The sequence below is a fragment of the Phytohabitans rumicis genome (assembly GCF_011764445.1).
Taxonomy (GTDB): domain Bacteria; phylum Actinomycetota; class Actinomycetes; order Mycobacteriales; family Micromonosporaceae; genus Phytohabitans; species Phytohabitans rumicis.
Map to the genome: position 1 here is coordinate 4379750 of NZ_BLPG01000001.1, position 22609 is coordinate 4402358.

Sequence of the window (22609 nt, forward strand, 5' to 3'; positions counted from 1 at the left end):
CGTCATGCGCGTACTCGTGATCGACAACTACGACTCGTTCGTCTTCAACCTGGTCCAGTACCTGGGCCAGCTCGGCGTCGAGTGCGACGTACGGCGCAACGACGAGATCGACCTGGCCGCCGTCGGCCGCTCCGGCGCCGCCGGAGTCCTGCTCTCCCCGGACCTGGTACGCCGGAGCGCGCGGGCATCTGCATGAACGTGATCCAGGAGTACGGCGGCCGGCTGCCGATCTTCGGCGTGTGCCTGGGTCACCAGGCGTTCGGGGCGGCATTCGGGGCGACCGTCACGCGGGCCCCGGAGCTGCTGCACGGCAAGACCTCGGAGGTGCACCACAAGGGCGCCGGGGTGCTGGCTGGCCTGCCCGACCCGTTCACAGCGACCCGCTACCACTCGCTCGCGGTCGTCGAAGAGACCCTCCCACCCGAGATCGAGGTGACCGGCCGCACCGAGTCCGGTGTGGTCATGGCCATGCGCCACCGGGACCTGCCGATCGAGGGCGTGCAGTTTCACCCGGAGTCGGTGCTGACCGAGGGCGGCCACCTCATGCTCGCCAACTGGCTCGCCGAGTGCGGCCTGCCAGCCGCCCTGGACCGGGCGCCGGCGCTGGCCGCCGAGGTGGAGGAGCGCCGCCGCGCCGCCTTCGCGACGTCCTAGGCCCTAGGGAGTAGCCGACGCGGACGGCGACGGAGTCGGGGTCTCGCTGGGCTCCTCCTCCGGCTCCACGAAGATCTCCAGGATGATCGTTTCGCCGGCCTTGGCCTTGCCGCGCTTGCTCTGCTGCTCCACCGTGCCGACCTGCGCGTCGGACGGGGCGGGGCTGCCCTGCTTGAGGTCCACGATGAAGCCCAGGTCTTCCAGCTCGTCCTTGGCGCTTTCGGCCTCGTCGCCGACCACGTTCGGGATGGTCTTGACGTTGCCGAGCGAGATCTCGACGACCACCGTCGAGCCCTTCGCCAGCGACTTGCCCGCGTCCGGGACCCGGACGACCTGCCCCTTCGTGACATCGCTGTCGACCTCCCGGAAGTCCGGGTTGAAGCCGAGGGTACCGAGCTGCTGTGCCGCCGCGTCGCGCGTCGCGCCGACGAGGGTCTTTGGCACCTCGATGGACTCCTGGCCGCCGCAGATCTGGATGACGACCTCGGAGTTGCGGTCGACCCGCTGGCCGCCCCCCTTGCTCTGCTCGGCCACCTGGCCCTTCTTGCAGGTGTCATTGAAGATCGGGTCGCCGAGCACCGGCACCAGGCCGGCGTTCTTCAGGTCGCTCTCGGCGACCACCTGGGCCAGCCCGACGACGTTGGGCACCTGGGCCTGCTGGGTGTCGTCGCCCCGATCGGCGAGCATCAGGCCGGCGATCAAGGCGACCACGGCCAGTACGCCGAGCGTGCTGAGCGCCGCCAGCACCCAGGCCGACGCCTTGCGCCGCCGGGGGTCGCCCACCCGCGCGGCGTTCGGGCGCATGCCGGTGGCGTTGATCTGACGGGTCGTCGCGGCGGCGCCCATCGCCATCGTTTCCGCCTCACGCAGCACCGGCGTGGCCAGCACCGGCCGTCCGGCGGCGGCCCGCAGCAGGTCGGCCCGCATCTCCTGGGCGCTCTGGAAGCGGTTGAGCGGGTTCTTGGCGAGCGCCTTGAGCACGATCGCGTCGACGTCCGGGTTGACGTCCGGATTGATCTCGCTCGGCGCGCGCGGGTCTTCCCGTACGTGCTGGTAGGCCACGCTCACCGGGCTGTCGCCGACGAACGGCGGGTGCCCGCAGAGCAGCTCGAAGAGCACGCAACCGGCCGCGTACACGTCGGAGCGGGCGTCGACGGCCTCGCCGCGCGCCTGCTCCGGGGACAGGTACTGGGCGGTGCCGATCACGGCGCTGGTCTGCGTCATCGTGGTCGCGCCGCTGGCCAGGGCCCGGGCGATACCGAAGTCCATGACCTTGACCTGGGCGTTCTGGGTCATCATCACGTTGCCGGGCTTGATGTCCCGGTGGATGATGCCGTGCCGGTGGCTGAACTCCAGCGCGGCACAGATGTCCGCGGTGATCTCCAGGGCGCGCCGGGGCATCAGCCGTCCCTCGGCCGCGAGGACCTCCTTGAGGGTGTGGCCGTTGACGAACTCCATGACGATGAACGGCAGCGTCTCGCCGGTCGGGGCGATCTCCTCGCCGGTGTCGTACACGGCGACGATGGCGGGGTGGTTGAGCGACGCGGCGTTCTGCGCCTCCCGGCGGAACCGCATCTGGAAGGTGGCATCGCGGGCGAGGTCGGTGCGCAGCATCTTGATCGCCACGTCCCGGCCGAGCCGCAGGTCGCGGCCGTGGTGAACCTCAGCCATGCCACCGTAGCCGAGCAGCTCGCCGACCTGGTACCTGCCACCGAGCAGGCGGGCCTGCGCAGTCATCTCGTCTGTCGTCCTTCGCTCGTCAGTACGTCACCCTGCCGGGTTACGGAGGCTGCTCCACCACCCGACGGTACGGGCCGAGAGGCCGAGCCGTCGTGGCGGGCCGATATCTGCAACCCGGTTGGGACCGAGTTTGCGCTGTTTCCGTCTCCCTGCTGTCCCACCAGGTAGGAAATCAGGCCGGCACAGAGCAGGACCAGGACGCCCAGGACCACGGCGAGCACGATGAGGATCTGCCTGTTCGCCGAACCGTCCTCGGGCTGGGCCGGCGGGTACCCGTACGGCTGACCCGGGCGGGTCGGCGGCCCGCTGACCTGCTGCGGCCGCCCCGGCGGTACGACCGCCGCGCCGGGCCGGTAGCCGGCCGGGCTGGTCACCGGCGGCCGGTACGGCTGCACGGGCGGCTGGGCGACCGGGACCGTGGGCGCCACGACCGGGCTGCCCGACGCCGGCGGGTACGGCGGGGCGGGGCGCGGCTGGACGGGTGCGGGGCCAGGAGGTGGCGTGGTGGGTGCCGGCGAGGCGGGCTGGGCCGGCTGGGCCGGCCGGTTCGCCGGGGGCGAGCCGAGCGTCGCGGCGGCCTGGCGGGCGACCGCGGCCAGCATGTTGGCGGTCGGGAAGCGGGCGGCCGGGTCCTTGGCCATCGACTGCTCGACGATCCGGCGCACCGCGGGCGGGATGTCACCGGGCAGCGGGCGAGCCTGGTCCCGCACGTGCTTCATGGCGATTTCGAGGGGATTGTCCCCCTCGAAGGGCCGGTGCCCGGACAGGCACTGGTACGCCACCACGCCGAGCGCGTACACGTCGGACGCCGGTGTCGCGGTACCCCCGGCCGCCTGCTCCGGCGAGATGTACGACGCCGTGCCCAGCACCGAGCCGGCGGCGGTGAGCTGCCCCACCATCGCCGAGCGGGCGATGCCGAAGTCGGTCAGCACGAGGGTGCCGTTCGGGCGTACCAGGAGATTTCCCGGTTTGACGTCGCGGTGGACGATGCCCTTCTCATGGGCGGCCTGGAGCGCGTCGGCGGCCTGGGCGACCAGCGCCATGGTCCGGGCCGGCGTGAGCCGGCCCACCCGGCTCAGCGTGCGCGACAGGGCGTCTCCCTCGACGTACTCCATGACCAGAAACGCGATCTGCTGGTCACTTCCGTAGTCATACACGTCTACGACGCCCGGATGGTTGATGGTCGCCATCGTCCGGGCCTCGCCGCGGAAGCGCTCCGCGAAGCCGTGCTCCTCCAGCAAGGCCGGGAGCAGGATCTTTACCGCGACGGTGCGACCGAGCACCTCGTCGGTGCCGCGCCACACGTCGCCCATCCCGCCGCTGGCGATGCGCTCGTCGAGGCGGTAGCGGCCGCCGAGCAGGACGCCCTGACTGATCATCAGTCGCCTCCTCGGTCCTTGATCACGGCCGCCATGATCTGACCGCCGATCTCCGCTGCCGCGGAGCTGCCGCCGGCCACACCCGCTCGTTCCAGCAACACGCACACGGCCGAGATCGGTTCACCGTCCTTCATCACGAAGCCAATGAACCACCCGTGGTCGGCGGGGTCGTCCCCATCTTGTGCCGTTCCGGTCTTGCCGCCGACGGTGTACCCGTCGATCTGCGCCCGGCGGCCGGTGCCGTTTTCGACGACGCTGACCATCATCTGCTGCAGGTCCCCGGCGACGTCGCCGGAGATCGGGTTGTTGATCTTCCGCGGCGAGGCGGTGCTGATCGTACGCCGGTCCGGGCCGAGGAGCTGCTGCACGAGGTACGGGCGCATCCGCTCGCCGCCGTTCGCCACCGTGGCGGCGATCATGGCGCCCTGCAGCGGCGTCATCCGGACGTTGTTCTGGCCGATGCCGGACTGGGCGAGCGCCGCCGGGTCCTCGCTGCCGTCGGCGTTCTGGATGTCTCCGGTACGGCTTGCCGCCACCGGCAGGCCGCCACCGTCGAGGTTGCCCACGGTCTGGTCGTCGACCTCGAAACCGAAGGCGCGCGCCTTGGCCTTGATCTTGTCGGCCCCGAGCTCGACCGCGAGCCGGGCGAAGCCGGTGTTGCACGACTCGGTAAGCGCCTGGATCAGGGTGACCTGCGACTCCGGGCAGATCGACGCGGCCGAGTTGCGGATCGGCGTGCCCGAGGTCGGCGCCGTGTAGCTCGACCCGGCCGGGATGCGGGTCTGCTGGGTGTAGCCGTTCTCCAGGGCCGCCGCGCTGTCGATCACCTTGAACGTCGAGCCGGGCGGCAGCACCTCGGACAGCGCCCTGTTCTTCAGCGGGCCCTGCTTGTCGGCCGCCAGCTTGTCGTACGCCGCCTGCGCCGTGTTGGTGTTGTGGCTGGCCAGCGGGTTGGGGTCGAAGCTCGGCATGGAGACCAGGGCCTGCACCGCGCCGGTCTTCGGGTCGATGGCGATCGCCGCGCCCCGAGTCACGCCCACGTCGTTGTTGGCCAGGCCCTTGATCGCCGCGTCCTGGGCGCGCAGGGAGAGGGTCAGCACCACGTTGCCGCCGGCGGTGTCCTCGCCGGTGAACATGTCCCGGAACCGGTCCGCGAAGAGCCGGTCGCTGGTGCCGGCGAGGAAGTCGTCCTCCGACTTCTCGATGCCGATGGCCGCGAGGTTGACCGGGTTGTAGCCGACCACGTGCGCGAACTGGCTCTTGAACGGGTACGTCCGGAGGTACTTCAGCTCGTCCTCGGTGGCCTTGCTCTCGGCGAGCGCCTTGCCCGCGACCTCGATCACGCCGCGCGGCCGGTTGTACTCGTCGACCTGGACACGTCCGTTGTAGTCGCTCGTGCGGTATTCGTCCGCCTTGTACCCCTGTACCCAGTTCAGGTTGGCGAAGAGCAGGCCGAAGAGGACCATGACGACCACGCCGGCCCGGCGCAGTGGGGCATTCACGACCTGATCACCTCCGTCGGGGCGCCGTGTAGCTGGACCGGCGGGCCAGGGCTGCCGCCGCCCCGCGCGACGAAGCCGACCCGGTCACCGGGCGGCCCGCGGCGTCGGAGATCCGCAGGAGCATCGCGATGATCAACCAGTTCGCCATCAGCGACGATCCGCCCGCGGACAGGAACGGCGTGGTCTGGCCGGTGAGCGGGATGAGGCCGGTGACCCCACCGACGATCACGAAGACCTGCAAGCCCAGGGTGAACGCCAGGCCCCCGCGACCAGCTTGCCGAAGGAGTCCCGGACGGCGATGGCGGCCCGCAGTCCCCGCTCGACGATGAGGAGGTAGCCCACCAGGAACGCGGACAGCCCGAACAGCCCGATCTCCTCGCCCAGACCGGCGAAGATGAAGTCGTCTTCGACGTCCGGCACCTTGGTCGGCTGGCCGCCGCCCGGCCCGGACCCGAAGAGGCCACCCGTGCCGAGGCCCAGCAGCGACTGGACCGGCTGGTAGCCCGCGCTGTACGGGTCGGCGAACGGGTCGCGCCAGATGGCCACCCGGTCGTAGAAGTTCGCGAAGGGTCCGCCGACGCTGGCCCCGAGCAGGTACGCCAGGGTGGCCCCGCCGAAGAAGAGCAGCAGACCGATGATCAGCCAGCTGACCCGCTCGGTGGCGACGTACAGGATCACCACGAACATGCCGAAGTAGAGCAGCGCGGTGCCGAGGTCCTTCTCGAACACGAGGACCATGAGGCTGAGCAGCCAGACCGCCACGACCGGCCCGAGGTCGCGCCCGCGCGGGAAGTCGATGCCGAGGAAGCGCCGGCTCGCCAGCGACAGCACCTCACGCTTGCGGACCAGGTAGTACGCGAAGAACGAGACCAGCGCCAGCTTGGCGAACTCACCCGGCTGGATGGAGAAGCCGCCGATCAGGATCCACAGCTTGGCGCCGTTGATCTCCGAGTACCGGCTGGGCAGGACCGCCGGGATCATGACCAGCACGATGCCGGCCAGGCCCAGCGTGTACGCGTACCGGGAGACCGCCCGGTGGTCCCGGACGATCACCAGCAGGACCGCCGCCATCACCACGGCGAGCAGCGTCCAGGCGAGCTGCCGCCCACCATCGCCCGAGAAGATCGGCAGGTTGGCCCGCTCGGCCGACTCGGCGCGGGCCAGGTCGATGCGGCGCAGGAACCCCACGCCCAGCCCGTTGATCAGCGCCACCGCCGGCACCAGCGCCGGGTCGGCGTACGGCGCCAGGAACCTGATCACCAGGTGCAGCCCGAGGAAGACCGCGAAGACCAGAGCCACCGGCACCCAGAAGTCGCTGGTGACCGTGTCGAGCGCGGTGGCCTCGACCGTCCACGCGTACACGCCGACGATCACCATCACGAAGACCAGCAGCGCCAACTCGGCGTTGCGCCGGCTGCTCGACGCCGAGATACGCGGCATCTCGCCCGTGGTGGCGGGCGTCGGTGCCGGTACGGCGGGGGCGGTCACAACAAGATCCCTGGTGTCCTTTGCGACGTTCAGTCCGCCGACCGGCACCCGGTCGGATCAACCGGCGGGTCGGTGTCGGACGGCTGGGCGTCGGGCGTACTTGCGGGGCCCGAGGTGGGCACGGAGGAGGCGGACGGGCTGGCGGTGGCACCGGGAGCGGTGGTGCTGGTCGCGCTCGCGGTCGGTGTGGCGCTCGGGCTCGGAATCGTCGTCACCGGGCAGAACGGCTTGACGTTGGGGTTCGACGGGTCGTCGCTGGTCAGCTCCGCGAGCCGGCGCTCGGCGTCGGGCTCGTCGTCGGCCTGGATGCCCTGCTTGACCCGCTCCTGGGCGACCGTGGTGAGGTCGTCCAACTGCATGTCGCTGGTCTCGTGGACGCTGGACAGGCTCAGCCCCGCGATCTGGCCGGGCACGCCACGGAAGACGGCCAGCTGGCCCTCGTCGGTGGCGCCCACGTAGTACTGCCGCTGGGTGTAGCTCCAGCCCACCCAGAGGCCGCCGCCGAGGATGGTGAGCAGCCCGGCGAGCAGCAGCGCGGTGCGGGCCGGGCGCCGGCGTGGCCGGTCCGGCTCGTCGTCCCGGGCATGGCTGTTGGGGCCGCTCGGCTCCGGCGCCGAGGGCCGCGGAGCCGCTGCCTGGAGAGCCGAGGCGCGGGCCGCGGGGGTCGATTCGTCCGCCGATGTAGCCATCCCGCGGTCGCGCGCGGCGGCGCCGCCCACGATCGGGGCGGCCTCCAGGATGTCCTGGTCGGTGGCGTCGGCGACGACCACGGTGATGTTGTCAGGGCCGCCGCCACGCAGGGCGAGCTGCACCAGCCGTTCGACGCAATGCTGCGGGTCGGGGAACTCCGCCATCGTCTCCGCGATGGTCTCGGCGCTCACCACCCCGGACAGACCGTCGCTGCAGATCAGGTACCGGTCGCCGGGCAGGACCTGGCGCACCGAGTACTCGGGGTCGATGTCGCGGCCGTCGAGCGCCCGGGTGAGCAGCGAGCGCTGTGGATGGCTGCTGGCCTCTTCCGCACTGATCCGGCCCTCGTCAACCAGCATCTGGACGTACGTGTCGTCCTTGGTGATCTGGTTGAACTCCTTGTCCCGCAGCATGTAGGCACGCGAGTCCCCGATGTGGACCATGCCGATCTTGCTGCCGGAGAAGAGGACCGCGGTCAGCGTGGTGCCCATGCCCTCGAGGTGAGGGTTGGCGTCCACGGTGTCCCGCAGCTGCTGGTTGGCTGTATCTACGGCGCCGCGAAGGGCGTCGACCAGGGCGTCACCGGGGACGTCCTCGTCGAGCGGTGCCATCGCGCCGATGACGATGTTGCTGGCGACGTCACCGGCGGCCATGCCGCCCATGCCGTCGGCCACGGCGAGCAGCCGCGGTCCGGCGTAGACGGAGTCTTGGTTTCCGTCTCGGATCAGACCGCGGTCACTGCGGGCCGCATAGCGCAAGGTGAGAGTCATGGCCGTAACTCAAGAGAAGTGCGGCCGATACGGATCGGCACGCCGAGGGGTACGGGGGTTGGTCCAGTGACCTTAGCGCGATCCAGATAGGTGCCGTTGGTCGAGCCGAGGTCTTCAATGAACCACTGTCCGGCGCGAGGAACCAGCCGGGCGTGCCGAGCGGATGCGTAGTCGTCGGTGATCACCAGGGTGGAGTCTTCGGCTCGACCGATGGTGATCTGAGCCTCACCCAAAGTGATGCGGGTGCCGGCGAGTTGGCCGGCGGTCACCACGAGCTGATGTGCTGCGCGGCCCCGCTTCACCTTCGCCGGACGAGCCTGCCCCGTCGACGCGCCTACCCCCCGTGGCGCGGCGACGAGGCGACTGCTCCTGGCCCCGGCAAAGAGATCCCGGCGGATCACCCCGACCACCGTGAACACGAAGATCCACAGGAGGATGAGGAAGCCGAACCGGGCAACGGTGAGGACGAACTCAGGCAACGTCCTTAGCCATCCACTCGGAACGTCAGGGTGGTCGTTCCGAGCTGGATCATGTCACCGGGGTTGAGGGCCACGGCGGACACGCGCTGACCGTTGACCATCGTCCCGTTGGTTGATCCCAGATCGGTGAGCACCACCTGGGCACCGTCGAAGTCGAGCCGGGCGTGACGACGGGAGATGCCCACGTCGGGCAGGCGCAGGTTGGCCTGGTCACCCCGGCCGATGACGGTCGAGCCCATCTGCAGCGGGTAGGTCCGCCCGTCGCCCGACACGAGGCGGACATTTCGCCCGCCGCCGTGCGAGGGCGGTGGACCGTACCCGCCGGCACCGGCCTGGTCGTACGGCGGATAGGCGGGAGGCGCCGGCGCGTCGTACGCCGGCTGCTGGACAGGGGCCACCTCCCCACCCGTGTAGACCTCGGCCGTGACCCGGAACATTCCGGTGTCCAGCCCGTCACCGCGCTCGATTTCGACGATGACGTCGCCGTAGACCGTCCATGCCTGCTCGCCGATGAACTCCGCCTGCGACTGGGCGAGCTCCTGGGCGAGCGCGGCCGCGTACGGCGCGAGCCGGCTGTGGTCGTACGGCGAGAGATCGATCACGTAGCGGTTGGGCACGAGGGTGCGCCCACCGGCGAGGATCGCCTTGTGCGCCTCGGCCTCCCGCTGCATGGCGTTAAGGATCTCTACGGGGTGCACTACCCCTTTAAACACCTTCGCGAAGGCACCTTCTACCAGGCCTTCCAAGCGCTTCTCGAAGCGTTGCAGCACGCTCACCGGCTCCTCCTCGGGTTCCGAGGACATGATGGTATCCGGCCGCCGCACGCGCAGGTTGCGCACCGACGTACCGCCCTGCTCCCGGCCTGTCTCGGATGACCGGTGTTGCCGTGCTACTCTTCCCACGCGCCAGGGCAGTTAACCTGCCTCGCGGGTGCAGCCACGCACAGCGTAATATGTGGCCGCATCCTGTCCAGGGGTAACCCCTGTACCGGGGAAGTGGCGGAATGGCAGACGCGCACGGTTCAGGTCCGTGTGCCCGAAAGGGCGTGGGGTTCAACTCCCCCCTTCCCCACCCGCACGTTGAGGGCTCGTCCAGCGGACGAGCCCTCACTGGTTTCTACCGGATCTGTGCCACGTGTCTCCGCGCGTGATCCTGGGGTGGCAGTCGGGCGCGTTATGCTCCTGAACGGTTTCGTAGCCCCCAACTTGGAGTGTCGTGTGAGTGTCGCGCTGGTGACCGGGTCAGGTGGCCTGATCGGCTCGGAGGCCGCCCGCCACTTCGCCGGGATCGGGCTCGACGTCGTGGGCATCGACAACGACATGCGACGGCAGTTCTTCGGGGAAGAAGCCTCCACAGCGTGGAACGTACGCCGGCTGGGCAGCGAGCTCGGCAGCGCGTACACCCATCATGACCTGGACATTCGCGACCGCGACGGCCTTTCCAAGATCTTCGAGAGGTACGGCCGTAACGTCGCCGTAGTGATCCACACGGCGGCCCAGCCGTCCCACGACTGGGCGTTGCGCGACCCGTTCACCGACTTCGACGTCAACGCGGTGGGCACCCTCAACCTGCTCCAGAACGTGCGCGAGCACTGCATCGAGGCGCCGTTCATCCACTGCTCCACCAACAAGGTGTACGGCGACCGGCCCAACGGCCTGCCCCTGGTCGAGCTGTCCACCCGCTGGGAAATCGAGCCCGGCCACCCGTACGAGCAGGGCATCACCGAAGACATGTCGATCGACGCCTGCCTGCACTCCGTGTTCGGCGCGTCCAAGGTCGCGGCCGACGTCATGGTCCAGGAGTACGGCCGCTACTTCGGCATGCGGACGGCCTGCTTCCGGGGCGGCACTCTCACCGGCCCGGCCCACTCGGCCACCGAGTTGCACGGCTTCCTGGCGTACGTCATGCGCTGCAACATGGAACGCCGCACTTACAAGATCTTCGGGTACGGCGGAAAAATGGTCCGAGACGCGATCCACTCCCACGATGTGGTCGGCGCGTTCGAGGCGTTCTTCCGCGACCCCCGCTCGGCGGCCATCTACAACCTCGGCGGCGGCCGGTACTCGAACACCTCACACCTCGAAGCGTTCGCGCTCGCCGAGCAGATCAGCGGCATCGAGATGATCACCGAGTACCAGGAAGCCAACCGGGTCGGCGACCATCAGTGGTGGATCGGCTCGAACGCCGCCTTCCAGCGGGACTACCCAGACTGGAAGCAGGTGTACGACGTACCGATGATCCTGAAAGAGATCTACGAGGCCAACGTCGACAAGTGGACGTCCCCATGATCAACCAAGGCAAGCGGAACGTGCTCGGCGTCCTGGTCGACGCCGTGGACTACGACGCCGCCACCGCTCAGGTGATCGCCGCCGCCCAAGAACGCCGGCCGCTGGCGCTGACCGCCCTCGCAGTACACGGGGTCATGACGGGCGTGCTGGACCGGTCGCACAACGCGCGGCTCAACTCGTTCGACCTCGTCACCCCCGACGGCCAGCCCGTACGCTGGGCGCTCAACCTGCTCTACTCCACCCACCTGGCGGAACGCGTCTACGGCCCCACCCTCACCCTGAAGGTGCTGGAGCGGTGCGCCGCCGAAGGACTGCCCGTCTACCTGTACGGCTCCACCGACCAAACCCTGTCCCGCCTGGTCCCCGCGCTGGAAGAAAAGTTCCCCGCGCTGAAGATCGCCGGTGCCGAGGCGTCGAAGTTCCGCCAGGTCGAGGTCGGCGAGGACGTACAGATCGCCGACCGGATCCGCTCCTCCGGCGCCAGGATCGTGCTGGTCGGGCTCGGCTGCCCCCGCCAGGAAGTCTTCGTCCACGCCATGCGGCCGCTGCTCGACATGCCCCTGATGGCGGTCGGAGCGGCCTTCGACTACCACGCCGGCCTGCTCGCCCAGCCGCCCGCGTGGATGCAACGATTCGGCCTCGAATGGCTGTGGCGGCTCGGCCTGGAGCCCAAGCGCCTCTGGCGCCGCTACGTCATGCTCAACCCCGCCTACCTGGCCCGCCTAGGCGCCCAAAAGGCCCACCTCTGGAACGCCACCCCACCCGAACCAAGCACAGACCGCCCCCAGTCCTTCTCCATCTAAACCCCCTCCCTTTTTGTTGATCAGGGAGTAACTCGGGCGTGTCGCGGCGTGGCGAGAGACAAAATCCCTGATCAACAGTCTGATCATTCACCTCTCTCTCCCACGCTCTCTCCCACGCCGAGGTGCGCCCACGGCCCGGCGGGCGGGCCGCCCTCCGGCCCAGCTGGCGCGGTCCGGGTGGGGCGATCCGGGTGGCGCGCGGCCAGGTGGGCGGACGTGCGGGTAGGCCAGGCTGAGCATGTGCGGCCTCGGGTGGGCGGAGACGTGCGGGGTCGGGTGGCGCCGGGGCGAGGGCGGCTCGAGGCGGGGGCGCGGCCCTGGGCTAGGGCGCTGCGCCAATCAAGGACTTTTGCGTCGATCAAGGGCAAAAGTCGTGGATTGGAGATCAAAGCACGACCATTCGCCCTTGATCGACGGCGCTGGGGCGGGGCGGGCGTGGTCGGCTAGACCGGCCCGGCACCCCGCCGACGAATGGCCGAGTGGATGGGTGCAGCCAGAGCGACCCGGGCGCCCGAGGGCGGCGCGCCTGGCGCCTCGGCGACTTGGTGGGGCACACCGGGATCTTGCGCCCGGTTATTTCGGACACATCCGGACGCAAGATCCCGGTGTGCCCCACCAAGTCGGTACGAGGCGGCATGGCTAGCTCTGCTACCTCGCCCGGGCGGGCGCGGTTGGCCCAGCCCACGCTTAGTAGGGCGGCCCTATCGGGCGGTGCCGCGTGAGGAGGGCTCTCCTACGGGCGCGCGGAGCGGTATAGGGGACCCTTTCTCACGCGCGAGCCCCCAAGAAGGGCGCCCTACTGGGGTCGCACCCGCGAGATCGGCCCGAACAGTCCACCTCCGCCCCTCGCACTCGCCCCGCGTGGCCCACACGCCCGCCCGCACCCTGCGTCGATCAAGGCTTTCTGCGTCGATCAAGGGCATACGGCCGTGGTTTAGAGATCAAAGCACGACCATATGCCCTTGATCGACGGCGCGAGGCGGCGCGGCGCGAGGCGGCGCGGGGCGGCGCGGCGCGAGGCGGGCGGCGCGGCGCGAGGCGGGGCGGCGCGGCGCGAGGCGGGGCGGCGCGGCGCGAGGCGGGGCGGCGCGGCGCGAGGCGGGCGGCGCGGCGCGAGGCGGCGCGGCGCGAGGCGGGGTAAGAGCGGGAGGGGTGGGGCTTCCTTCTAGGAATGCGCTTTCCTATGCTGGGCGGGTGATGAGGATTGACGACGGGATCACCGCCGCCGCGCTGTTGCCCAAGATCGAGCGCCTCTGGGACGCGTCTGCCCAGAAGCTCGACTCCATTGAAAAGACCTGCCCACCCGGCTCGCCGTCGCCGGTATTCACCGTGGAGGGGCAGTACACGGCGCGCGGCTGGACCGAGTGGACCCAGGGGTTCCAGTACGGCTCGGCGATCCTGCAGTTCGACGCTACCGGCGAGCACCGTTTCCTGGACCTCGGGCGTGACCTGACCGTCCAGGTGATGGCGAGCCACGTCAGCCACATCGGCGTGCACGATCACGGCTTCAACAACGTCAGCACGTACGGGAACCTGTGGCGGCTGACCCGCGAAGGGCGGATCGACGACGGCGACCTCAACTTCTACGAGCTGGCGCTCAAGCTCACCGGGGCGGTGCAGGCGGCCCGCTGGCGGGACACCGCGGACGGCACCGGATACATCTACTCGTTCAACGGGCCGCAGTCGCTCTTCGTCGACACCATCCGGTCGTGCCGGGCGCTGGCGGTCTCCCACCTGCTCGGCCATGTCCTGATGGGTGAGCGGGACGAGCGGATCTCGCTGCTGGACCGGATCATCCAGCACGCCACCAACACCGCCAAGTGGAACATCTTCTACGGCGAGGGCCGGGACTCCTACGACGTGCGCGGGCGCACCGCCCACGAGTCGATCTTCAACGTGAACGACGGCAGCTTCCGGTGCCCGAGCACCCAGCAGGGCTACTCGCCGTTCAGCACGTGGACGCGCGGCCTGGCCTGGGCGATGCTCGGCTACCCCGAGGAGCTCGAGTTCCTGGCCGCCACGAAGGCCGCCACGAAGGAGGCGGGTCCGGAGGTCGTGGCGATGATGGAAAAGGCGGCCATGGCGACCTGCGACTTCTATCTTGAGCACACCCCCACCGACGGCGTGCCGTACTGGGACACCGGCGCCCCGGGCCTGGTGCACCTCGGCGACTACCTCGACCGCCCCGCCGACCCGTACAACGCCCACGAGCCCGTCGACTCCTCCGCGGCCGCGATCGGCGCGCAGGGCCTGCTGCGGCTCGGCCGCTACCTCATCGAGCGCGGGCGCGCCGAGGAAGGCAAGCGCTACTGGCAGGCCGGCCTCACGGTGTGCGACACGATCTTCGGCGAGCCGTACCTCAGCACGGACGCCCGGCACCAGGGCCTGATCCTGCACTCGGTCTATCACCGCCCCAACGGCTGGGACCACGTGCCGGACGGCCAGCACGTGCCCAACGGCGAGTCCAGCATGTGGGGCGACTACCACGCCCGCGAGCTGGCACTGTACGTGCAGCGCGTCGCCCGGGACGAGCCCTACTACACCTTCTTCGGGGGACAGGCATGAGCCGCGCGGCGATCGTCACCGGAGGTTCGCGGGGCATCGGACGCGGCATCGTGCTCGCTCTCGCCAATTCCGGGTACGACGTGGTCGTCAACTACGCACGCAACGCCGACGCTGCGCAGGAGGTCGGCAAGCAGGTCGACGCCCTCGGGCAGCGCGCCCACCTGGTCCAGGCCGACATCGGGAGTCGCGCCGACCGCGAGCGGCTCGTCGAGGAGGCGGTCGGCGCGTTCGGCCGCATCGACCTTCTGGTCAACAACGCCGGCGTGGCACCCGACGTGCGGGCCGACATCCTGGAGGCGGGCGAGGAGTCGTTCGACCGGCTGGTGGAGATCAACCTCAAGGGGCCGTACTTCCTCACCCAGCTCGTGGCCCGCCGCATGATCGAGCAGATCGAGGCCGGCACGCTCGCCAACCCGAAAATCGTCATTGTGTCGTCGATCAGCGCGTACACCGCGAGCGTCAACCGCGGCGACTACTGCGTCACCAAGGCGGGGCTCGCCATGGCGGCCCAGCTGTACGCGGCGCGCCTCGCCGAGCACGGCATCAACGTCTACGAGATCCGGCCGGGCGTCATCGAGACGGACATGACGGGAGCCGTCAAGGAGCGGTACGACGACCTGATCTTCAACCAGGGGCTCACCCCGATCCGCCGGTGGGGACAACCGGAGGATGTCGGCAAGGCGGTTGTCGCGGTCGCGACCGACCTGCTGCCGTTCAGCACCGGGCAGGTCATCGACGTGGACGGGGGCTTCCACCTCCGTACCCTGTGATCAGGTCCGGAGGTGGAAGCCTTGCCGACCTCCCCAGGTCGGGCCTAGAGCGTCAGCGTCCAGGTGTTGATGTATCCGGTGTCCGCCGCGAAGACGTCCTGCACGCGCAGCGTCCAGGTGCCGTTCCCGGCCTCGCTCGACAGGTTCGCGGTGTAGGTCGTGTTCACGTTGTCCGTGCCGTCCGACCCGCTGCTGTTCTTCAGCCGGTACGCGGTGCCGTCCGGCGCGAGCAGGTCGATGACCAGGTCGCCGCGGTACGTGTGCACGATGTTGACCGCCACCGTGGAGGTGGCCGACGCGTTGCGGCCGCAGGCGATCGTGATCGCGCTGGTGGCCGTACCCAGGTCGGGGATGGACACGTCGGTGCCGTTGGTCCCGGTGCAGCTGCCCGAGCTGCCGCCGGTCACGGTCAGGCTGTACGTCGCGGTCCTGGCCCCGGCGGTGCCGGTGCCCGTCACCGTGATCGGGTACGTGCCGGACACGACGCTTGCCGTCGTGGCGATGGTGAGCGTCGACGAGCCGCCGGAGGTGACCGACGTGGGGCTGAACGACGCGGTCGCGCCGGTGGGCAGGCCGCTGGCCGACAGGCTCACGGTCTGCGCCGAGCCGGCGGTGGTGGCGGTCCCCACCGTCGTGGTGATCGAACTGCCGGCCGCGACCGAGCCTGACGTCGGGGAGACCGACACGGAGAAGTCGTTGGCCGGCGGGGTGCCGGTGTTGACCACGTACAGCAGCCGGTTCGGGGTGCCGGTGCCGATGTTGGTCGCCACGTTCGGGGTGGAGTTGTTGATCAGGTAGGTCTGTACCTGGGCCGGCGTCCAGGACGGGTTCGCCGCGAGGACCAGCGCGGCCGCGCCCACCACGTGCGGCGTCGCCATGGACGTGCCGCTGATCGTGTTGGTGGCGGTGTTGCTGTTGTACCAGGCCGAGGTGATGCTCACGCCCGGCGCGAGGATGTCCACGCAGGTGCCGAAGTTGGAGAAGCTCGCCGCGGCGTCGTTGCTCTGGGTGGCGCCGACGGTGATGCCCTCGGTGACCCGGGCCGGCGAGTAGTTGCAGGCGTTCTGCCGGACGCCGAGCGCGTTGCCGTTGCCGGCCGCGATGCCGTACGTGACACCCGAGTTGATCGAGTTACGGACCGCCGTGTCGAGGGTCGTGTTGGCGCCGCCGCCGAGGCTCATGTTGGCCACCGCCGGCTTGACCGCGTTGGCCGTGACCCAGTCGACGCCGGCCGCCACGCCCGCCGTGGTGCCGCCTCCGGAGCAGTCCAGCACGCGTACGCCGACGAGCTGGACGCCCTTTGCCACGCCGTACGACGTGCCGCCGACCGTGCCGGCCACGTGCGTGCCGTGGCCGTTGCAGTCGTCCGCGGCGCCGCCGTCGACGGCGTCGAACCCGCTGGTGGCCCGGCCGCCGAAGTCGTTGTGGCTGAACCGGATCCCGGTGTCGATGATGTACGCGCGCACGGTCGGTGCCGTGGACGGATAGGTGTACGAGCTGCTCAGCGGCAGGTTCCGCTGGTCGATCCGGTCCAGGCCCCAGCTCGGGGGGTTGTTCTGGGTGTCCTGGATCCGGACCGTGTGGTTCTGCTCGACGTACGCGACCGCAGGGTCGGCCGCGATCTGCGCTGCCCGCTTCGCGCTGGCCTTGATCTCAAAGCCGCGCAGCGCGGCACGGTACGTCCGGGCGACCGTCCCGGCGTGCCTCGCCGCCAGGTCCCGGGACGCCTTGTCGACGCCGTCCCGGGTGACCGAACTGTTCTTGAAGACGACGATGTAGCTGCCGGCGACGGCGGTCTCGCCGCCCGCGTTGCGGACCGCACCCTCCGGCTCGGCGGCGAGCGCGGGTGGTGCGGCCATCGATACCGCCACCGTCACACCGACGGTGGCCAGTCCGAGCGTCGCCAGCCGACGCATTCTCGGGAGAGTCATCTCCCTCCTCCCCTCTGACCGGCTCTACGGCCGTCCAGACGCTTGTGGCGCCGGATCGGGCAGAGATATATGCCGATCGAAGGAGACGTTATTCGGTTATGTCAGCCAGCGACAGATGTTGAACCTTCTATATCACCGGCAATAGGTATCCCGGGATAGGGCTACCGGGGCCGACCCGAGTCGTGCCCGTAGAGCAGTTCGAGGATCGAACGAGCCGCCTCGAACCAGCGGTCCAGCCAGCCGGGCGGGGGACCGCGCCCTTCGGCGGCAACTCCAGCAGCAGGCCCCGCAGCAGCGGGTGGTCGGCGAGCGATCCGGGAGCGGTGTCCAGCCACGCGGCCGGGGAAAGACGGGCTCGGTGAGGCCGCCCAGGTCCAGTGCGGACCCGTTGCGCGGCTCGTTGGGCAGGTCGCCGGCCCGGTTGGCTCGATCCGTCCCTTCTGGACGGTAGGCGGCCGGTGGGGCGTACCGCTCCGGCGCCTCTCCCGGAAACCGATCCTGCATTGTCGCGGGTCCGCTACCCCGCTCGTCTGGCCCAATGGTCATGCCGAATACAACGAGGTTGTTCGCCATCTGGCGACGGTATGGCTACTGCGGGAGAGATCTCGTATACTCCCTGTACGGACAGCGCACTGCCGTGCCGCTGCGGGCTGCAACGACACGGCTGCGCTGCGGATAACGCTGTCCGACATCAAAGAAGTGCGGCTAGAAAGCCACGCCTGCTCGCTACCCGTCACCTCGCGAGACGATGCCGATCAGTTACAGGTCGAACTCGCCGTCCTTGGTGCCCCCGACGAATGCGTCCCACTCGTCGGCGGTGAAGATCAGTACCGGACCGGTTGGGTTCTTCGAGTCGCGCACCGCGATCGCTTCGTCCACGAAGGCGACCTCGACGCAGTTGTCGCAACTGGGCCCGCTGCGTGAACTCTTACGCCACGCAGCACGACTCAGGTCCAGCCGGAACCCCTTTGTCTCGACTTCCACAATGGCTCCTTTTCGAGCTTTCCGATGAGGGCTACGGACTCCTCCGGACGGAGGGCCGCTGCACGGATGTGATCGAAGATGTACACGTACTTACGCAGTTCCTCACTCTTCTCCAAAAAGAGTCCTCCCGTGGCATTTTCCGCAAAAACGACATCGGGGTCACCCGGTTCGGAGAAGGAGAGGATGGTGAACGTCCCGTCCATGCCGGCGTGCCCGCCGGCCTCGAAGGGCAGGACTTGGAGCGTGACATTCGGTAACTCGGCGGCCTCCACGAGACGCTCAAGCTGAGCCCGCATGACGGCGTCGCCGCCCACCGGACGGCTCACCACGGCCTCGTCGAGGACCACCCACAGGTCGATTGGATCGTCCTGAGTCAGTAACGACTGACGGTTCAACCGGACGCTCACCCGTCGGTCTACCTCGTCGGTCGTGATATCCGGCCGGGCGGCACGGATCATCGCCTTGGCGTACTCCTCGGTCTGTAGCAGGCCAGGCACCACCTGCTGCTCGTACGCCCGGACAGATTCAGCCGCCTGCTCCAGCCCGACATAGGCACCGGTGAGCACCGCGCTGTACGCGTGCCACCACCCCTTCTGCCGCGCCTCGCGGGCGATCTGGACAAGCTCTTCGCACTCGTCCCCGCGTACCCCATAGATGTCCAACATGTCGCGGACGTCACGCGGAGTCGCTGTCGTGTGTCCGGTCTCAATGCGAGAAATCTTCGAGGCGGAACACTCCAACCTCTCGGCAACCGCCTCGATTGTCACTCCTGCCGTCTCACGCCTACGGCGCAGCTCCGCGCCGAGTCGGCGTCGGCGAATTGTCGGACTCCGACGCTCGGTCACGGGTCACCTCCGCAGATCGCGTCCTGGAGAACATTACGAGTGCTGTCGCGAATCGGCATCACCGCTATCCGTCACTGCGGACGCATGCTATGACGGAGCTGTGCGGTCGCGGCGACCCGGTGTGCGACTTTTGGCTCGTCCGCTGCGACACGTAAAGGACCGGCGCAGGTGCGCCGGTTCCGGGTTCAGTTTGCGCGCTTTCGGGCCGGACATCAACCAGCAATCGGGCCCAAAGGACGACCAGATCGGACCCTAAGTTGCAACTTGCATTGATCATGTTCTTGGTGCACCCTGTCCGTATGGCTCGGATCACTCACCGTCTCCGGCCGGTCGGGCAGACCGCGGGCAGCCCTACCCCAGGGGCTAGCCGACCTACGCGGAAATACACCTGAGCGGGTGACCCCGAGGTGAGGTACGTAAGGCCAATACTCCGGCAAACTTGGCTGAATCGTTAGATTCGGGACAGGAGTCGATGTGTTACCCCGGTCCGGTGACGTCCTTCGGGTGACCAAGGAGGCGAGCGTCCAGTTCGCCGACCCCATGCTCTTTCGGGTGATCCGAGTGCACGACTGGCCCACCTACGACGGCTGGGTGTGGCTCGACGGATACGAGCTCAACGGCGGCGGCGAGGCCGTCGAGCGGCGTTCCATCTTCGTCAAGATCAGCGGACTGCGCACCATCGGCTCCGCACCCGACATCCGCACCCGCAACGCGCGGCAGCCCGGCGCACGGCACGTGATGCCCACCCGCACCCGCTGAGCTTCGACATTCCCCGCCCCAGGCAGGCCAGGACGCGTAAAATCGAGAGACACCCGCCGTTCCCCACTCGTGATCCGGACCCCGAGCCTGGGGACGGAATGCAAGCTCTCAGTCGACGAGCCGCGCTCTTTGGCGTGGTTCTGACGACCCTCGCCATCGGCGTGGCCGGCGCACAGCCGGTGGTCGCCTCTTCACCGGACCCGCGCGACCCCACCGGGTCGTCCGCGTCCACCACCGTGGCCGGTGGCCTCGGCTCCCGGATGGGGAGCCAGCGGAGCGGGCCGGGGCAGGCGCCCGCGGGTGACCCGCAGCAGTCCAGTGACTGGCACCTCTACCACCACTGGACCGACCCGTCCTGGCTGGATCCGGGGCAGCTCAGCGGCCGGCCAACGACCGGCACCCCCACCCCGACGCCGGAGCCGGAGCGCAGCGGCGGGTACGGCTGGCCGCCACCTCCGCCGCCGCTGACCCCACCGTCGTCGGGCTCCTGGTTCCCACCGACCGAGTCGTACCCGCCGACCACTTCGCCGACCGCCACGCCGACGCCATCGCTCACCTCGACCCCGTCGACGATGTCGCCGGACGCGGAGACGTCGACCCCGACGCCGGCGGCGACCACCGGAGGCCGGCAGGGTCCGAAACCCGATCAGGCGAACCGCGAACCCGTGGCCGCCAACCCGGACGACCAGGCGCCGAGCCGGGAGCTGGGTCTGGGTGACCCGGTCGACCAGCCATCTGTATCGCCGTCGCCATCGCCGACCCCGCGGCCCACCGTCACGGCCCCCACGGCCGGTACGCCGGACGAGCCGCTGGCCGTCCTGCCGGTGCGGGCGAACACCGAGCCCACCAGCGCCGCCCAGCACACGCTCGTCTACTCCGGCATGCTTGGGCTCGCGCTCGCGGTCATCGGCCTCACCATGGTCGGCCTGCGACGGCGCCGGTGGTGAGCGCGGCTACTGGGTCGGTGTGGGCTCGGCGGCCGTGGTCGCCGGCGCGGCCGACGTGGGCGGTGCCGACGTGGGCGGCACGGTCGCGATCACGATGGTGACCTCGGTGCCTTCCGGCACGGCGACACCGGCGGCCGGGTCCGTCTCGATCACCGTGCCGGCCGGCTGCGTCGACTGCCGGAACACCAGCCGGTACCCCAATCCGAGCTCCTCCAGCGCCGCCCTGGCCTGGTTCTGGGTCAGCCCGACCAGCGGCGGCACCGGCACCGTGGCCGCCGCCGTCGTGGGCGGCGGGCCGGTGGTCGGCGCCGCCGAGGTGGCCGGCGCGGAGGTGGGCGCGAGCGTCGGCGAAGGGGTAGGCGTGCTCGGCTCGGTCTCCTCGGCGCGGACGATCAGCCAGATCCCGACCGCCAGCACGCCGAGCAGCAGCAGCGCGACGATGCCCAGCACGATCGGCAGCCACCAGCGGCGGCCGGCGCCCTCGTCTGCCGGCTCCCAGTCGTACGGGGTCGGGCCGCGCAGCGGAGTCGCGGCCGGCGGCGGCACGCCGGCTCGACCCGACCACGGTTGCTCCGGCGTGGCCGGGATCTTGGTGGTTTCGTCGCCGGCCGGAATCTGTTGCGTCTCGTCCGCCACGGGAACGGACTGCGTCTCGTCCGCGGCCGGAAGCGGCCGCGTCTCGTCGCCCTCCGGGTGCTCCGACTCCTCAGCCATGGCGTGCGTCCTCTCCCACGTCAATCCCACCGCCGGGTGTCAATTTATCGGGTTTCACCCAATCTCTCGGTGACCCGAAAGGCCCAGATAGCGGCTGGACGCTACGCTGCCCGGCATGGCCGTACGAGGCTGGGGAGGGTCGATCGCGGCGGCGATCGGCATAGCTGCGGGCGCGGGCGCCGCGCAGCTCGGGCTGGGCTATGGGCTCGGCATCATCGCGTGGCTGCCGTCCACCAACGGCAGCAACGAGGCCGCGTGGGTGGCCAGCCTGGCGTGGGCCACCTGGATCGCCGCGACGTCCACAGTCATCGGCGCGATCTGCGCCGACCGGCTCAGCTCGGCCGCGTCCCTGGTGGACAGTCGCGACGTGCTCGCGAGCGGGCTCTGGCGGGTCGTGCTCGCGGTAGCCGCGTCGGTCGGCGCCCTCGCGACCGTGGCCCTGGTCGCGGTGCCGGCCCGCGATGCCGCGCGCGCCGACACGTTCACGCCGCAGACCATCGCCGCCGGGTACGCCGCGATCGGGGTGATCGTCGGCCTGCTGATCGCGGTGTGGGCGGTGGTGTCCCGCGCGGTGGCGGCGAACGTGATCGCCACGGTGAGCTGGCTTTGGCTGCTGGCCGTGGTGGCGGTCATCGACGGCGTCGCCTCGGGGCGCGGGCTGGGCACCGCACAGCTCGGCGTCTGGCAGCTGACCTCGGACGCCGACCGGTTCTGGTTCCGCAACATCTACCTGCCCGGTGCCGCGCTCACGCTGGGCTCGGCGCTGGTGATCGGTGCCCTCGCCGCCTGGCCCGCGGTACGCCGGTCGGACAGCCGGGTCGGCACCGCGGTCTCCGGCGGCATCGGCCCACTGCTCGTCGCGGCGGCGTACATCCTGGCCGCCCGAGGCTCGTCGGGATCCGTGCCGAGCAGCTGTCCGCGTACCTGCTCGCGCCGTACGCGGTGATCGCGGGTCTGGCCGGATCGGTGCTGGTCACCGCCATCCGGCAGCGCAGCGAGGCGCGGAGCGCGCCGACCCCCGCCGTCCTGGCCGAGCTGCAGTGGCCCGCGCCCAAGCCCGCCGCCGAGCTGACACCGGGCGACCCGGTGCCGGCGCAGGAACCCAAACGTGAGCCGGACGCCGACCTCGCCGACGACGCGTACGCGCCGGCCCGCGCGTACGTCTCGGACACCGCGACGGCCACCGAGCCGGCCCAGGAGCCGGCCCGCGGTCAGGCGGCGGTCGCCGCGCCGCTCTGGCCCGAGCAGTCCACCCCGGATACCGGCCGGAAGCGACCGCGCCGCGGCAAGCAGCCGTAGGG

At 70.0% G+C, this 22609-nt stretch carries 18 protein-coding genes, 1 tRNA gene and 3 pseudogenes; 10 read left to right on the forward strand and 12 right to left on the reverse strand.

Going from position 1 to position 22609, the window contains the following annotated elements:
• Positions 1-4: 4 nt before the first annotated feature.
• Positions 5-654 (forward strand): annotated as a pseudogene (locus Prum_RS19565) (aminodeoxychorismate/anthranilate synthase component II).
• A 3-nt stretch (positions 655-657) separates the two neighbouring features.
• Here the strand turns inward: Prum_RS19565 and pknB are convergent.
• From pknB to Prum_RS19600, 7 genes and pseudogenes are all read right to left on the reverse strand, one after another.
• Positions 658-2391 carry a Stk1 family PASTA domain-containing Ser/Thr kinase gene (gene pknB / locus Prum_RS19570; RefSeq protein WP_173077835.1) on the reverse strand — a complete coding sequence of 578 codons (1734 nt, stop codon included), beginning with the start codon at positions 2389-2391 and terminating at the stop codon, positions 658-660.
• Positions 2388-3773: a serine/threonine-protein kinase gene (locus tag Prum_RS19575; RefSeq protein WP_173077836.1), complete on the reverse strand. Its 1386-nt coding sequence runs from the start codon at positions 3771-3773 to the stop codon at positions 2388-2390. The genes pknB and Prum_RS19575 overlap by 4 nt, the downstream gene beginning before the upstream one ends.
• A complete protein-coding gene (locus Prum_RS19580) occupies positions 3773-5275 on the reverse strand; it encodes a peptidoglycan D,D-transpeptidase FtsI family protein (protein ID WP_173077837.1) in 1503 nt (500 codons plus the stop codon). The genes Prum_RS19575 and Prum_RS19580 overlap by 1 nt, the downstream gene beginning before the upstream one ends.
• Positions 5272-6715: pseudogene (locus Prum_RS19585) on the reverse strand (FtsW/RodA/SpoVE family cell cycle protein). The gene Prum_RS19580 and the pseudogene Prum_RS19585 overlap by 4 nt, the downstream one beginning before the upstream one ends.
• Positions 6716-6792: 77 nt before the next feature.
• Positions 6793-8223: a PP2C family protein-serine/threonine phosphatase gene (locus Prum_RS19590; RefSeq protein ID WP_173077838.1), complete on the reverse strand. Its 1431-nt coding sequence runs from the start codon at positions 8221-8223 to the stop codon at positions 6793-6795.
• Complete coding sequence (locus Prum_RS19595; protein ID WP_173077839.1) at positions 8220-8702, reverse strand: FHA domain-containing protein FhaB/FipA; 483 nt, start codon at positions 8700-8702, stop codon at positions 8220-8222. The genes Prum_RS19590 and Prum_RS19595 overlap by 4 nt, the downstream gene beginning before the upstream one ends.
• A 5-nt stretch (positions 8703-8707) precedes the next feature.
• Complete coding sequence (locus tag Prum_RS19600; protein WP_173083908.1) at positions 8708-9505, reverse strand: FHA domain-containing protein; 798 nt, start codon at positions 9503-9505, stop codon at positions 8708-8710.
• A gap of 186 nt (positions 9506-9691) precedes the next feature.
• Here Prum_RS19600 and Prum_RS19605 point away from each other — a divergent pair.
• The 5 genes from Prum_RS19605 (at position 9692) to Prum_RS19625 (ending at position 15128) form a co-directional block, all read left to right on the forward strand.
• Positions 9692-9773 (forward strand) — tRNA-Leu (locus Prum_RS19605).
• A gap of 146 nt (positions 9774-9919) precedes the next feature.
• Positions 9920-10990 (forward strand): NAD-dependent epimerase/dehydratase family protein, encoded by a 1071-nt coding sequence (locus tag Prum_RS19610; protein WP_173077840.1) that lies wholly within the window; start codon positions 9920-9922, stop codon positions 10988-10990.
• Positions 10987-11793, forward strand: coding sequence for a WecB/TagA/CpsF family glycosyltransferase (locus Prum_RS19615; RefSeq protein ID WP_173083910.1), 807 nt, complete (start codon positions 10987-10989; stop codon positions 11791-11793). The genes Prum_RS19610 and Prum_RS19615 overlap by 4 nt, the downstream gene beginning before the upstream one ends.
• Before the next feature lie 1197 nt (positions 11794-12990).
• A complete protein-coding gene (locus Prum_RS19620; RefSeq protein ID WP_173077841.1) occupies positions 12991-14358 on the forward strand; it encodes a glycoside hydrolase family 88 protein in 1368 nt (455 codons plus the stop codon).
• Positions 14355-15128, forward strand: a complete 774-nt coding sequence (locus Prum_RS19625; protein WP_173077842.1) for a 3-ketoacyl-ACP reductase — start codon at positions 14355-14357, stop codon at positions 15126-15128. Before Prum_RS19620 ends, Prum_RS19625 begins: the two co-directional genes overlap by 4 nt.
• 44 nt (positions 15129-15172) lie before the next feature.
• Here Prum_RS19625 and Prum_RS19630 read toward each other — a convergent pair whose 3' ends face one another.
• The 4 genes and pseudogenes from Prum_RS19630 to Prum_RS19640 form a co-directional block, all read right to left on the reverse strand.
• Positions 15173-17059: a S8 family peptidase gene (locus Prum_RS19630; protein ID WP_173077843.1), complete on the reverse strand. Its 1887-nt coding sequence runs from the start codon at positions 17057-17059 to the stop codon at positions 15173-15175.
• Between the two features lie 161 nt (positions 17060-17220).
• Positions 17221-17605: pseudogene (locus Prum_RS54500) on the reverse strand (hypothetical protein).
• A gap of 213 nt (positions 17606-17818) precedes the next feature.
• Positions 17819-18043: a DUF397 domain-containing protein gene (locus tag Prum_RS19635; RefSeq protein ID WP_173077844.1), complete on the reverse strand. Its 225-nt coding sequence runs from the start codon at positions 18041-18043 to the stop codon at positions 17819-17821.
• Positions 18007-18888 (reverse strand): helix-turn-helix domain-containing protein, encoded by an 882-nt coding sequence (locus Prum_RS19640; RefSeq protein WP_173077845.1) that lies wholly within the window; start codon positions 18886-18888, stop codon positions 18007-18009. The genes Prum_RS19635 and Prum_RS19640 overlap by 37 nt, the downstream gene beginning before the upstream one ends.
• A 474-nt stretch (positions 18889-19362) precedes the next feature.
• On the opposite strand from Prum_RS19640, the gene Prum_RS19645 reads away from it, so the two are divergent.
• Positions 19363-19647: a hypothetical protein gene (locus Prum_RS19645; protein ID WP_246277983.1), complete on the forward strand. Its 285-nt coding sequence runs from the start codon at positions 19363-19365 to the stop codon at positions 19645-19647.
• A 134-nt stretch (positions 19648-19781) separates the two neighbouring features.
• Positions 19782-20594 carry a hypothetical protein gene (locus Prum_RS19650; protein ID WP_173077846.1) on the forward strand — a complete coding sequence of 271 codons (813 nt, stop codon included), beginning with the start codon at positions 19782-19784 and terminating at the stop codon, positions 20592-20594.
• Positions 20595-20600: 6 nt separating this feature from the next.
• Here the strand turns inward: Prum_RS19650 and Prum_RS19655 are convergent, their stop codons facing one another.
• Positions 20601-21308: a PASTA domain-containing protein gene (locus Prum_RS19655; RefSeq protein ID WP_173077847.1), complete on the reverse strand. Its 708-nt coding sequence runs from the start codon at positions 21306-21308 to the stop codon at positions 20601-20603.
• A gap of 115 nt (positions 21309-21423) precedes the next feature.
• Between Prum_RS19655 and Prum_RS19660 the strand changes: the two genes are divergently transcribed.
• Together Prum_RS19660 and Prum_RS19665 are read left to right on the forward strand one after the other, a co-directional pair.
• On the forward strand, positions 21424-22254 hold the full coding sequence (locus tag Prum_RS19660) for a hypothetical protein (RefSeq protein ID WP_173077848.1): 831 nt from the start codon (positions 21424-21426) through the stop codon (positions 22252-22254).
• Positions 22251-22607: a hypothetical protein gene (locus tag Prum_RS19665; protein WP_173077849.1), complete on the forward strand. Its 357-nt coding sequence runs from the start codon at positions 22251-22253 to the stop codon at positions 22605-22607. The genes Prum_RS19660 and Prum_RS19665 overlap by 4 nt, the downstream gene beginning before the upstream one ends.
• Positions 22608-22609: the final 2 nt, after the last annotated feature.

Coding starts and splice junctions, on each gene's coding strand:
- pknB (WP_173077835.1), bottom strand. CDS start 2,391: ATGACTGCGCAGGCCCGCCTGCTCGGTGGCAGGTACCAGGTCGGCGAG.
- Prum_RS19575 (WP_173077836.1), bottom strand. CDS start 3,773: ATGATCAGTCAGGGCGTCCTGCTCGGCGGCCGCTACCGCCTCGACGAG.
- Prum_RS19590 (WP_173077838.1), bottom strand. CDS start 8,223: ATGACTCTCACCTTGCGCTATGCGGCCCGCAGTGACCGCGGTCTGATC.
- Prum_RS19600 (WP_173083908.1), bottom strand. CDS start 9,505: ATGTCCTCGGAACCCGAGGAGGAGCCGGTGAGCGTGCTGCAACGCTTC.
- Prum_RS19615 (WP_173083910.1), top strand. CDS start 10,987: ATGATCAACCAAGGCAAGCGGAACGTGCTCGGCGTCCTGGTCGACGCC.
- Prum_RS19620 (WP_173077841.1), top strand. CDS start 12,991: ATGAGGATTGACGACGGGATCACCGCCGCCGCGCTGTTGCCCAAGATC.
- Prum_RS19625 (WP_173077842.1), top strand. CDS start 14,355: ATGAGCCGCGCGGCGATCGTCACCGGAGGTTCGCGGGGCATCGGACGC.
- Prum_RS19630 (WP_173077843.1), bottom strand. CDS start 17,059: ATGACTCTCCCGAGAATGCGTCGGCTGGCGACGCTCGGACTGGCCACC.
- Prum_RS19655 (WP_173077847.1), bottom strand. CDS start 21,308: ATGGCTGAGGAGTCGGAGCACCCGGAGGGCGACGAGACGCGGCCGCTT.
- Prum_RS19660 (WP_173077848.1), top strand. CDS start 21,424: ATGGCCGTACGAGGCTGGGGAGGGTCGATCGCGGCGGCGATCGGCATA.